The sequence below is a fragment of the Knoellia pratensis genome, from assembly GCF_042666395.1.
Classification (GTDB): Bacteria; Actinomycetota; Actinomycetes; order Actinomycetales; family Dermatophilaceae; genus Knoellia; species Knoellia pratensis.
Map to the genome: position 1 here is coordinate 307,652 of NZ_JBHTDJ010000001.1, position 13,259 is coordinate 320,910.

3 protein-coding genes are annotated in these 13,259 nt (G+C 71.9%); all 3 read right to left on the minus strand.

All coding sequences use genetic code 11. The features are described 5' to 3' along the window. Positions 1–2: 2 nt before the first annotated feature. Genes ACFQRE_RS01495 through ACFQRE_RS01505 form a run of 3 tightly spaced genes read right to left on the minus strand, consistent with a single transcriptional unit; the run spans position 3 to position 13,254 of the window. A complete protein-coding gene (locus tag ACFQRE_RS01495; protein WP_380118069.1) occupies positions 3–1,019 on the minus strand; it encodes a hypothetical protein in 1,017 nt (338 codons plus the stop codon). Further along, a complete protein-coding gene (locus ACFQRE_RS01500; RefSeq protein WP_380118072.1) occupies positions 1,016–3,148 on the minus strand; it encodes a hypothetical protein in 2,133 nt (710 codons plus the stop codon). The genes ACFQRE_RS01495 and ACFQRE_RS01500 overlap by 4 nt, the downstream gene beginning before the upstream one ends. Beyond that, a complete protein-coding gene (locus tag ACFQRE_RS01505) occupies positions 3,145–13,254 on the minus strand; it encodes a DUF6603 domain-containing protein (protein WP_380118074.1) in 10,110 nt (3,369 codons plus the stop codon). The genes ACFQRE_RS01500 and ACFQRE_RS01505 overlap by 4 nt, the downstream gene beginning before the upstream one ends. Positions 13,255–13,259: the final 5 nt, after the last annotated feature.

A 13,259-nucleotide genomic window follows, 5' to 3' on the forward strand; every position in this document is an offset into this window, starting at 1 on the left:
CCTCATCCCGGGTTCTTCATGGACACAAACGTCTTGGTGACGTGGGCGGCATACGAGATGGCCGGCTGGAAGACCGTCCCGATCGGGATGTTGCCCGGCTGGGTCTCCGCGTCGCCGAAGACCTGGCGGTAGGGGAAGCGGATGAGCTGCAGGGCGTACTCTGCGGCGTCGAGTCCGTCGCCAGCACCCGTGCCGGGGTGTTTGGGCAGGGCGAGCTCCTTCTCGATGGCCTGGATGTCGACGACGCCCGCTGCCCCGTCGGCCCGGAACGGCACGGTCACGGTCTGGTTGGCCCCGGGGATGTCCTCGAAGGTGTCGCGGTTGCGTGCGCGGAAGGTGGCCCTGAACTGTCCGCCGGTCACGGCGACGTCGAACCCGAACTGCACGCCCTGACGCGGCTCCTCGACGTGGACCACGGAGGGGACACCGTCGAAGAGGACGAGGAGGACGGCCGGGGCCAGTCGCTCCATGCGCAGCAACCGCATGCGGCGGGAGTCGACCTCGGGATAGGTCGCGTCGTCGGCCTCGGTCGGGTCGACCGAGAAGGCACGCACGTGGAGCCCGGGCCAGCCGGAGACCGCGCGGCTGCGCAGGATGAACCCGCTCACGGCCTCGACGCTGCCAGCGAAGCGGGGGCTGCCGGGTTCGCGACGGGCGTTGCGTTCCTCGACGTCGAGCTCGTCGCGCACGGCGTCGTACTGAGCGGTGAGCTGAATCCGGTCGTCGCTGTTGACGGTGCCGGCCGACAGGGCGCCTTGGACGATGGCGTCGGTCCAGCGGCGGTCGAGATAGAACCAGCGGATCGACTCCTCGGGGAGCAGCTCGGTGTCGGCGACGAGGTTGGCGAACGGCACGCCTTCGAGGAGGCGCAGTCGCACCAGCCAGCGACGGAGCTCGGCCGGGATGGCTCCGGGCGCATCGTCGTCGAGCGGGGTGTCCACCACTCCGCTGGCCCCGCCGATGGTGGCCGCATAGATCTTCGGGAGGTCCTCCATCAGGTGCTTGACCTCGATGATCATCGCTCGTCCTCCCCGTCGTCGGTGTTGTCTGCGTCAACGCCGTCGCCGCCGCTGCCCAGGCCGTCGAGGACGGCGTCCAGGGCATCGGGTGCGCGGCGTGGTCCGCCGCGCCCCGGCACGATCCGGTCGATCGGGCCGAACGGGCCGGCGCCGAGGATCGGGTTGAGCTGCGCGGGAATACCGAGGGCGCCGAACGCGAGCAGCCCTGTGGCGAGGTCGTGGTCGAGCCGAAGCGCTCCCGCAGTCAGGTCCTCGACCTCGCGCCGGGGCAGGTCTCGCAGACTCACCACCGGCAGCGGCGCGTCGCGGATGACGCGCGCGAGGTCCAGAAGCGGAAGGGAGAGGTCCGCGTCGATCGCGAGACCACCGGCCAGGGCCTTGGCCAGGCCCTCACCCTCGAGGGCGTCGAGGCGCATCGAGGTCCCAGCGGTGACGGGTGGGAGCGGCTCCCCGATGACCGCCGAGGGGGTGGCAGCGAGGCGGCGCGCAAGCCCGCGCCCGAGGAGGACGCCCAGTGCCCGCTCCGGTCGCATCTTCAGTCCTTCGAGCTCGAGGCCCTCGAGCGTCTTCGCCCACACCGCCTCTCGCCGGGCCGTCTGGTAGTGCGTCTGGCGCCATGCCAGGAGTGCCGAGACCATGGCCGGGGTGCTCAGGGCGAGCAGGCGTCCGATCTCGAAAGCCACAGCGAGAGAGAGGTCTTCGCGCCGGTCGGGGACGACGGCACGCAGCTGGTCGGCGGTGTGCGCGAGCGGCAACCGCGGCGCCTCGGTGTCCGCGGGGTGGGGCAGGAGCGGTCCGCGATACCAGGCCCGCACGGAGTCCCCGCGACGCGTGCGCTGGTCGATGCCGACGTGACCGGTCTCCACGACCTCAAGGGGCAGCAGCCCGGGGGTGCGACCCGGCGTCCGCAGCGGGTCGGCCGGATCCGGAGGGGTCGCGGGCTCTGGCGGGAGAGTGCCGAGCAACCCGGAGTCGAGGTGGTCCATGAGCCCACGGAAGGTCACCTGTCCGACGGATGTGAACGACCAGTGGAGCAGGACGGGGAAGCGGTACTGCGGGTCGAACAGCTGGAAGAGCCCGGACGTGTCCTTGAGCCTGCCGAAGGGTTGCGCCATCTTCTCGTAGACCGAGTCCGAGGCCGCGGCTGTGCCCGTCGCCCACCCGTCGCGCAGTTGGGCGCTGACGATCTGGCTCTCCTTGACCACCGTGGCCTTGCGGGTGGCGAGAACCTCCATCCCGGCGGCGTGCGGGCCACCTGCGATGTGGGCCGCAGTGTTGATGGCCGTGCCCTTCCAGATCTCGGCGGCCCTGGTCGTGCCCATGATCACGTGGTCGCTGTCGGCGGCATCGAGGACGAGCTCGCTGACCTCGAACACCGCGTAGTCCGAGAACGTCCGCTGGGGCGGGGACTCGCGCCGCAGGACGTTGAACTGGCCCTCGAGGTTGATGAGCGCACACAAGTAGGTGACCGGGACCTCGAGGCCCTGGGCATCACGCCCGGGCAGGGGCAACCGGTTGGCGACGACGACCGACAGGAACCCGTCGTCGTCGCCCATCATCATCTCGGTGTCGTGGATGTCGACCTCGCGGGCATGTGCGAGCAGCGGCACGTCCTTCTGCGTCGGCAGGACCTTGTCGACGATCGACTGGCGCACGAGCAGGTAGTTGCCCTGCGCCACGTCGGGCACCCCCGGCAGCACCTGACCGGGGGTGACGCACTCGGCGACGGGCTTGTTGAGGATGAGCTCGGCCTCGCTCTCGGCGATGACGACGAGCGCGAGCCAGGGCGTCGTGGGCTTGTCGAGGTCGGTCTCGTTCTCGGGGTCGACCGTGCGCTCCCAGGGCAGCGTCCGCCGCTTGATGACGACCTGGGGCAGCCGACTCCCGTACGCCCCTTCGGTATTCGCCGGCGGATAGGTCGACAGCACCTGGTCGGGCGGCAGCTGGAACCGCGGCGACGTGACCCGCACGTGCGTCTTGAGCTCCTGGACGGGCAGGTCCGCGTCGACGAGGGGACCCCTGGGGCCGGTCGCCGCGAGGTTCTGGTCTGTCGTGAACCGGTAGTCACCGGCGGGCAGCACCGGGGCGAGGTTGGCATAGAGCTGGAAGTAGCCGTTCCTGACGGTCATCGCGGCCTCCTCGGTGCATCGGTCCAGGTGAGCTGGGCGCCATCGCCGTCGGTGGCCAGGAGCCGCCCGACGACGGCGTCGAGCCCGTCCCGGGCACAACGTTCTGCGTATGCCGTGTGCCCACCTTCCGGGTCGACTGCGGCGAGGACGCCGGTCACCTGCCAGGTCCCGCCGGACCGGACGACGACGCGGACACCGCCCTCGGCGATCTGCTCGCGGTCGGGGACGACCGCGTGGACGAGCACGGTGGTGGATCCGAGGACGACCGCGACGGGCGGCCTCTGGGTGCCGTCGGCGGCGAGCGCCGGTGTCGCACCGATGAATTCGATGTCAGCGGGCGTGAGTGACGAGGGCGCCTGGCCGGTGAGGGCCACGGCGATGACCGTGACGGGAGCGGAGAAGCGAGTGATGATCTCGCGTGCCGTGGCCACGAGTTCGTCGGCCTCGCACCACCCCGTCGCGGTGGCGTTCTGGAACGCCCCACCGGCGGCGTCGACGCTCAGGGTGCACCCGGCGCTGACACCGACGTGGCTGCCGAGCCGGGCAACCCGGCTGCGGGCGGTCCAGCCGACCGTCGACGGAGTTCCGGGCGTTCCAGCAGATGCGGCAGGGAAGGCCGAGCCGCCGGCGTGCGCCGCGACAAGGGTCGTGCCGACCGGCACGTCGAGGCTGGCCCCTGAGACAACCGCGTCGCCGGTGACCGTCCGCCCGGTCACGGTGATGATGCGGGCACTTCCATCAACAGCGAGGGAGGGGCGGCGCTCGGCGTCCACGTCGATCTGGGCGTCGGGGCTGCGCAGGACGACGAAGTCACCGGGGCGCAGTCGCGTGCCGACGGCGTCGGCGCGAGCAGCGCGCGAGTTGCGCCGCGGGGTGGGCCGGGTCGTTCCGGCGAGCCCACCGAGCCCGCCGACGATGGGCCCACCACCGCCGTTGGCGAGGGAGGCACCCACGCGCCCCACGGCATACGTGCGGGTTGCACCGACGACGTCGGTGCGCGGAAGCGTGATGGCGAGCACGGTGCCGCCGCGCACCACACCGGGCGCCGCGGCCCGGCGCAGGACGACGGGCACGTGGGCGCCGAGGCGTCCCTTGACCGATTCGAGGGTGGGCGCCGGGCGGCGCTTGAGGCGACCGTCGGCGACCGTGGTGCCCGAGGCGCGCACGGCTGCACCGACGCCGGACGTGAGCAGGGCCGCGACCACTGGGCGTCGCACCATCGGGACCTTGACGGTGAGGACCTCGGCGGGCAGTCGCTTGCCGTCGTCGCCGTTGGCCTTGGCGAGTCCATCGGTGAGGGATCCGATGCGGGGCGGCGAGACACGGTCGCGCCGATAGGACGCGCGGGCGAGTGCGCTGTGCTGACCGGCGACCATGACGTCGAGAACCGTTGGAAACAGTGTGGATCGGGCAAGGGCGAGGGCGTCGTCGGACGTGGCGGGCACCGGCAGGTCGAGGTCGCGCGAGGTCTTGAGGAAGGCGGCCCGCGTCGCACCCGTTGCCCGGAGCGGGAGGGGGCGGCGTCCGGCCACGACGCGGCGGTATTCGATCTGCGGCCCGACCGGGTTGAGGTGGATCCCGGCCACGAGAGTGACCCGGTTGCCCGCAGTGATCACCTCGGTGCTGGGCAGGGCCGGTGCAGAGCCGAGCGACTTCGGGGATCCCCACACACCGAGCGGGTAGTGGTCCCGGTCGATCCTCGAGTTGCCGGCAAGAGCCTGCAGGTGCGCCGCGTCGGGCTGCCAGTGCCCTTGGAAGTCGAGCCGCTCGAGGGAGACGCGCACGGTCGACGAGAGGCTGCTGGCCCCCATCGGTGCCAGGCCGAGACCGGTGGCCGCGCCGTTGGACAGGGTGAGCGCAACCGGTGTGGGAGAACCGAGTCCGAGATCCACGTGGGACGCGGGGATGGTCGTGGTCAAGGTCAGCTCGAACTCCGCGAAGACCTGGAACGGGAGGGCGAGGGTGCCGTCCGAGGTCGGCGCTCCCTTGGCGCTCGTCGTCGCGGTGGGCAGGGTGCCACGCCCGGTGATGGCCGACAGGGCCTTGGCCGAGTTGCCGGCGTCCTCGAGGTACTTCGTGACGAACTTGCGCCAGTCAAGGGTCTCCGGCTCGACCCGGCGGTGCTCGCCGAACTCGACGGGCACCGTGCAGGGCCCGATCCTGAACTCGGCCCGCCCGGCGAAGTCCGGCCCCCAGACCGTGATGCTCGCCCCGATGGTGATCGAGAACGAGATCGACCCGAAGGGCCACGGGAGGTCGATGTCGATGCCGGCCGAGATGCGGGCGTAGGCCCCCACCTGGAACCAGAACGGGTCGAAGTAGACGATGCCGTGGGCGCCGAAGGAGACCTTGGCCCAGACCCAGCCGAAGTCGAGGCTCACCTCGACGTCGACGCCCGCCATGAGCGCCTCGGACGTGAGCGCGAAGTAGGAACCGCCCTTGATGACGATGGCGTCGCTGACCTTCCAGACCAGGCCCAGTCGCGGCACCTCGGGGTAGCCCACGGGCACCGGGAAGTCGGGGTGGTAGCCGCCCATGGTGAGGACGAACTGGCCGGCGAGCGGACCCTTCCACCAGATCGCGAACGCGAAGCCGCCGGTGAGGCGCACGTCCTCGTAGAGCAGCCACGAGTTGTCGGTGAGCTGGGCCTTGATGAGGAAGACGCCCTCGCTCGTGGAGAAGTGCGCGAGCAGGGCCAGCTCGATCGAGACGATCGCCGCGCCGGGTCGGGGCAGCGCCATCCGGGCGAGACCGAAGAGGTTGATCTCGAGGCCGTTGCCGAAGGACACCGACAGGACCGCGACACCGTCGACGAGGTTGAACGACGTGAACGAAATGCCTGCGGCGAACCAGAACTCGCCCATCCGGTGGGGGAAGTACTCGGAGAGCTCGCGCAGTCGCACCATCGGGTCGGAGGGCGGTGAGGCGGCGGGGTCGAGAGCCTGGATGAAGGGGAAGTCGCCGAACCTCGACAGGTCGTCGGGGACCTTGAGCCCGCGGTTGATCCCGAGCCCTCCGCCGATCCCGGTGAGGAAGAACATCGGCGGCCCACCGAACGGCCCGTTGACGCCGCCGAAGATGAAGAAGGACGCGTTGCCGTGGTCGTTGGTGAACCCACCGAACACCGACAGCCCGTATGCCGCGAAGCGCCCGACGAGCATGCCGACGTAGGACACCGCGCCGGCCTCGGTGAACTTCAGCAGGCCGCCGGACAGGGAGACCCCGGCCATCTCGGCGGCCACCGCGATGCCGTTGAGGTCCACCGCCCAGTTGCGCAGGTCGGCGACGTCGCCGCCCTTCCAGGTGATGCCGAGACCGTCGACGGCGCCGGTGAGGCCGAAGAGCGAGATCTGGCCCGAGAAGAGCAGGCTGATCGAGGTGACCGAGCCGTCGCTCTCCGTGGTGTTGAGGCCCACGCGTTCCACATAGAGGGGGCCGAGCTGCCGCTGCACGACGAGCCACCACGGTCCGGGTGGGTCACCGGCTCGCAGGGTGATGCCGAGCGTTTCGGTCGGGCCGGGGTGCTTCTGGAGGGCGAGGGACGGGCTGAACGAGGGCCGACTCGAGCCGCTCGCCGAGCCGACGTCGGTCATCAGCGAGTTGGCCATCCCGTTGTCGCCGCCACCGCCGGCGGGCGCCACCGAGAGCCCGTCGAGCTTGAGGCGGATCCCGCCGCCGAGCCCCTCGCGACCGGCCTCGCCATAGAGGTTGACCTCGATGGCGTCGATCGAGAACCCGTCGAGGTCGACGATGGGGCGCGACGCGCCGGAGAAGCGCAGCCCCACCCCGGCGACGCGGACGCTGGGGACGAGTTCGAGGGAGGTCCTGGTGCCTTCGAGCAGGAAGATGTTGAGCCCGGACGGTGGCGCGCCGGTGATCCAGTCGGCCCGGGACACGAGCTCGACCTTGGGGTCTCCGCCGGACAGCTCGAGCGGCTTCTGCACGTCGAGGCGCAGCCCGATCCGCTGGTTGCTGCCCGTGGTGGGTTCGGCCACGAGCGCGATCGTCACCTGGTCGCCGATGTCGAGCGAGAAGCCCGGTGTGATGGTGGCGCAGTTCCAGGCCAGCGTCTGGAGGCGGTCGAGAAGCTGCTCCGGGTGGAAGAGGGCTCGCACGAACCCGGGGTCGATCCGGCGTTGGGCGTTGCTGAAGACGACATCCTTGAGCAGGGTCGTCGCCCGGGTGCTGATGACGGTGCCGAGCTGTTGGGTGACGAGACCGGAGACGATCTCGACCCCGATGCCGAGGAGGTCGGCGGCGATGGCCTCTGGCGTGTCCAGCTCGCCGGGAGTGGTCCCGCCGGTGATCGCCCAGAGCTTGGGCGGCAGGGCGTCGAGCCCCCACCGGAGCTGGACCGACTCGATGTCGTCGACGGCGAGCCCGATGGCCACCATGCGGCTGAGCTCGCCACCGGCCACGCCCGCCCGAATGACGACGACCGGCCGCAGGGTCGTCGGCCCGAGCCCGACGACGAACGGGCCACCGCGCAGGGCAACGCGCACCCCGGTCGCGTCGAGCCGCAGCTCCTCCACCGCGAAGCGGCCCCAGTCGCCGAGCGCCACGTCGCAACCGAAGCTGACCGACGGTGTCCCGGAGCCGTCGATGATGACCTTGAACGGACGGGTGGAGCCGACGAGGGCCCCGAGGTCGAAGCGGCGCTTCATGCCGTCCAAGGAGCTCGCGACGACCGTGTGTCCTGGGTCGAGGGCGTCGGCGAGGACCGCCACACCCGTCGAGGCAAGCGCCGGCAGTCGGGTGAGCAGGACCGCGCCGGGGCCGGGCGGCTGGGTGTAGAGGCCGAGCTTGGCCCGGTCCACCCTGGAGGCCACGAGGAGGTCGAGGGCACCGCAGATGTCGAAGGTGGCCTGCGCGACCTGCTGCCGGAGCGAGGCGGCGTCACTGCGGTGGGGGATGAGCTCGTTGAGGGCGAGGACGACGAGCGACTCCGCCCCCGAGGAGAGCGCGCTCCCGAGACCCGGGCCGGCCGGGACGAGCCGAATGGGACTGTCCGGCGCGGGTCGCACGAGGTCGAGCCGCACTGGCGCCGGATCCGACCCGCCAACGCCAAGGTCGAGGCCCCACCCGTCGACGGTGACGCGGACCTCGAGGAGGGCGACGGGCGCACCGGTCGTGCCGATCGAGAGTCCACCGGTGAGGTCGGTCGCGATCGGCCGACCGTCGATGGTGGGACTGAGTGAGACGTGCGCGTTCGCCTGGAGCCGACTACCGGCGACGGCGTAGGTCACGGAGACGTCATCGGTGAGCTGCCAGCTGCCGCTCGCACTACCCGGTTTGAGGACGCGAGCGGCGGCGTCGAGGAGCGTGACCGTCGACGCCAGCGGGTCCACTCGCGCACGCAACCACCCACCGGGATCGCTGATGAGACCCATCGGCAGGACGAGGTCGCGGTCGCCCGAGTCGGGGTCTGCGGTGCCGAGCAGCCCTGCGGCACTGAGGCATTCGTCGAGGAGCGGGTCCTCGACGAGCTCGCGCAGAGCCGTCCCCAGGCCCTTGAGGAGCAGCGCGGGCAGGAGGGTGGTCGCAAGCGGGACGAGGCTGTCGGCGTTGCCGTTCGGGAGCAGGGCGATCGGGACGACGGCGCGCCCGGGGGCCGCGTGGTCGAGCCGCAGGGTCGCGCCTCCCGTGCCGGCATGCCCGACGAGCCGCACGCCGCCGAGTGAGTCGTCGAGCGCACCGACACCGACATCGAGGCCGACGCCACTGGGGCTCGCGGTGAGGCCGACGGTCACGGGCACGGGTTCGGTGAGCGTCAGCGCTCCGGTGATGGTGGCCGTCGCGAGGTCGACGGTGACCTGCGCGGGACCACTCGCGATCCGGAACGCCGTGAGCGCAAGGTCGCTCGGGACCACTCCACCGACGAGCGCGCGGATGGCGGTCGCGACCGCCTGGGGCGCGGCGTTGACGGCCGACCGCAGGGTCGCCGCCGGGTCGTGGAGCAGCCGATCGAGTCCGCCGGGGTCGAGCCCGCCGTCACGCAGCAGTCCGATCGCGGTGAGCAGGCCGGCGAAGTCCACGTTGGCGCGCAGCCGCGCCGCGACCTCGCCGAGCAGGATGCGCACCTCCGGCGGAGCGCCGGTCGCGTCGCCGGTGACGACCCAGACTTCCCGGTATGCCGTGTGCGCCCGTGCCTCGTGGAGCGTCACCTCCGTGCGCCCGACGCTTCCGTCGAGGGGCACGTGCACGGTGACGGCAGCCCACCGGCATTCGAGGTCGTGCTGCAGCGCGCCGGGGCCACCGACGAGCCATCCGTCGGTGACGGCCACGCTGAAGCTGACTGAGACCTCGCGCAGCGGACGGAGGTGCGGGGCAAGGCGATCCACGGCAAGCAGGTCGACTCTGGCGCTGGCCCCGAGCAACAGTTCGCCGATGGTGCCGTCGATGACGGGGAGGTCGAGCCCGACGTGAACTTCCTGGGGCGGACCGAAGGGCAGGGCCTCGAGCGCGCGCAGCCGCGTCTGGACCATCTGTGCGACGAAGGCGCCCAACGCACGTTCGAGGTCGATGCGGTCGAGGGTCGCAAAGCAGGCGTGCACACGCACCGACGGGTCGCGGCTCACGGCGAGGGCGCTCGGGAGCTGGCCCGGCTGGGTTCGGCTGCGCCACAGCACTTCCAGCGCCTGTCGCTCTGGTGAGGAGCCGAGGGCGAGAGCTGTGTCGGGCACGGCCTGGATCTCGGTCGGAGCGAGGGCGGTGAGCAGTCGCAGCGCGTCCCCCGAGAGGTCGGTCTCGAACGCCGTCGTGGCGACCGGCCCCCACGGGGTGCCGACAGTGATGACGTCGTCGACCTGCGCGGCAACGGACCCGAGTCCGGTGGCCCGGACCGTCGCGGCGCCGGCTCCACCGTGACCCACGAGCAGCACCGGAGCAGTTCGGGTGGCGAGGGCGGCAGCGACCCGCTCGGACTGAGCGAGCAACCCGTCGTGGTCGGGCCGGTCGGCGGCGGCCACAGCGACGCTGGGCACGAGGACGAACCACGGCCCGTCGCCGGTCGCGGGAACCGTGGCCGGGTGGGCGCCCGTCGCGTCGATGCGTTGACCGCTGGGGACGAGCTCGAGGCAGCCCGGGGACCGCCCGTCGTCGCAGCCGATGTGGACGACCGCGGTCGGGACTCCTCCGACTCCCGGGGTGACCGGAAGTCCGGTGCCGAGTCGCGCGGAGGCGACCAGTGCGGCATACGTCATGCCTGGACGGACAGTGACGGTGACGCCCGAGTCTCCCGAGAGCACTTGGTGCCCACCCGACTCGGTCGTCGCCGGGACCCCGATGAGGCCGTCGGTCGTGGACCACCGGCTGACGAGACCGGTGAGGCCGAGGCCGAGGCCGGCTCGGCCGTGCAGCAGGTCGGCGAGATCGGGGATGGCCGGTGCCACGGTGGCGAGGACGGTGGCCGTCGTCGCGGCACTCGGGACGCTGGCGCCGGTGAGCATGTCGAGCGCTTCGGTGAGTCCGCGGCGGGGGCTTTCGGGCCGGCAGCCCGGCACCGTCCAGACCGCGAGACCCGGTGCGCCTGCGGCACCCCCGACGGGCAACAGCCATGGTCGCTCGGGGCGGCCCTGTCCCAGGGGTGCCGACAGCGAACCTGCCGAGAGCAGCCAGGCGATGGGGCGCAGCGCGGCGCCGAGCCTGCGGCAGTCGAGGGTGAGGTCGAGAAGCCACTGCTCGATCGCGGCGGCGGGGTCGGTGAGCAGGACATCGAGCGCGAGACGGGCGCGGACGACGGGTTCGGGGGTGAGGGCGGCGGACGAGTCGCCCCAGCCGACGAGGTCCGCGAGCGCGGTGAGGACATCGCTGCCCAGTCGGCGCAGGAGGTGTCCGGTGACGCGTTCGAGGGCCTGCCAGTCCGGGGCCCAGTCAGGGTCCCAGTTGCCGCGGGCATCGAGGCGGGGCAACGGGATCGGGAGGAGGTCCGAGCCGCCGGCGCCGAGGGCACCGCCTGGCCCGCCACCCGCGCCGCCTGCCAAGCCGCCTGCCAGACCGCCGCCGGGGAGCGCTCCGATGGACGGGACCCGCAACACGATTCCGGCACCGCTGGGTGCGACACGCACTCCCGCCCGAGGTGACCAGGTGACGTCGACACCGAGCCGTGGCGCCTCGATCGCGAGGCCCCCGCCGAGGGCGAAGACCGCCGGGTCGGCGCCGCGAGGTCCGATGCCGGCGCGACCGACGACGCTGTCGAGGAAGGTCGTCGCGCCCGTCGACAGGTCGACGGTCAGCAGCGAGAGCCGGACGGAGGCGTCCACCCGGAGATCGCCGAGGTTGTCGAGGATGTCGAGGTCGGCAACGGCCGAGATCGCCAGGCGCAACGTCGTGCCGTCGCGCCAGAAGTCGAGACCGACCGTGTCGTCGTCGCCAAGCACGATGCGCCAGGGGTCGGTCTCGATGCCGGTCCCGGGGATGGCCGGCACGACCGGACCACCGCCGCCCCCGCCACCGCCCACGGCGCCGAGGAGCAGCTCCCGCAACGCCGCGAGCGCCTCCGACATCGCGGCCTGGTCGTCACTGACGGCGCGCCAGTAGTCGCGCATCGTCGCCACGGGGTCGCGGACGAGGTCGAGGATGCCCGGGCTGGACAGGGCACCGGGCGGGTCGACGCCGAGCAGGATCTTGAGGAGCCCCCCAGCGTCGCCCAGCGCGTCGAGGGCGTCGGACAGCACCCCGTCGAGGACGTCGTCGGCAGCGTCGATCGCGGCATCCGGGCTGGAGAGGTCGAGCATGGGGCGGGTCGCCTGACCGGGGACGCCCACGTCGTGGAGGGTGAGGACGAACGCCGGCCGTCGAGCCTCGTCGAGGCGCACGCCGACGTGGACCGACGCGAGCCGGAAGTCGGCAGTCGTCCCCGCGAACAACCGAGTACCACCGGCGTCCAGCCCGAAGACTGCCTCGGCCCGCAGCGCCGGGATCGCCGTCGCCGGGCCGGCCCCCGTGTCGGCAGTGAGCAGGTCCACATGCGCACGGGCCTGCGCGCCCGACCGGGTCCCATAGGCCAGCTCCACCCACGGCGTGAGGGTCGGGTGCCCACCGGTCCCGGCAGCAACGGCGAGGCCGACCAACACCGTGCACGGTCCGAGGGTGATGGAGACGGCGTTCCGTTCGGCGTCAGGGATCCCACCGGTGAGGGTGGCGACCTCGCCCAGCCACGCGTCGAGCGAGGCCTCGTGCTCGAGGATGTCCTCGACCCATTCGACGAGGGCCGGCAGCCCGCGGTCGATGATGTCGTGCAGCGGCAGGACGGGGAGGTTGGTCACTCCTTCCCGCAGGCCGAACATCCCCGCGAGGGCCCGCACCTTGGCCAGCGCCGCGTCGGTCGTCGACAGGGCCGCCACCTGGGCGCGGATGAGACCGGCCATGAACTCGATGAGGTCGGAGCCGACCGTGGCCAGGTCGTCGAGGGTCAACGTCCGGGTCGTGGGCGCGGTCGCGCCCGGGAGCTGGAGGTCGACGAGCGAGAGGCTGAACGCAACAGGTTCCGGTCCGGTCGGGATGCCCACCGACACCGACATCCCACGCAGGAACGCCTCGCCGGCCACAGGGGCCGCGTCGGTGAACGTCGCCTCGACCTCGACCCCGACGCGCCCGCCTTCACGTCCGAGGAGCAACCACGACGGGTTGGGTCCGTCGGTCGGGCGCGAGTCGGTGCCGCGGGCGACGTGGGCGATGGGGACATGGAGCCGGGTCGTCACCTTGGGTGAGACCCGGTTGTGGGGATCGGCGCCAGTGCCGGTGCTGTGCTCCACACCCACTCCGATGCGCACCGTCCCGGCGGAAGCCGACCCGGTCGGCTCGAGAACGGCATACACGGTCACCGTCGGGTCGTCGTTCGCGAACAGCGGGACCCACTTGGCACTGTCGTCGTCGTGACCGGTCGGCGGTCCGAGGGTCGCGTCGACGAACTCGGTGAGGGCGTTGCGCTGGTCGTCGTCGGAGAGGATCGTCGCGAAGCCGTTGGCGTTGGAGTGCAGGCTGCCCGTGCCTCCGACGGGGTCGCCGAACCAGTCCGGGTTGTTGGCCCCCTCGGTTCCGCGGGTCAGTCCGATGGCGCGCGTCAGGGACCCGAACGCCCCGAGATCGTCCTCACCGAACGACATCGCGG

What these genes read in the sequence shown, in the direction of transcription:
- ACFQRE_RS01495 (WP_380118069.1), bottom strand. Translation starts at nt 1,019, where the DNA reads ATGATCATCGAGGTCAAGCACCTGATGGAGGACCTCCCGAAGATCTAT.
- ACFQRE_RS01505 (WP_380118074.1), bottom strand. Translation starts at nt 13,254, where the DNA reads ATGTCGTTCGGTGAGGACGATCTCGGGGCGTTCGGGTCCCTGACGCGC.
- ACFQRE_RS01500 (WP_380118072.1), bottom strand. Translation starts at nt 3,148, where the DNA reads ATGACCGTCAGGAACGGCTACTTCCAGCTCTATGCCAACCTCGCCCCG.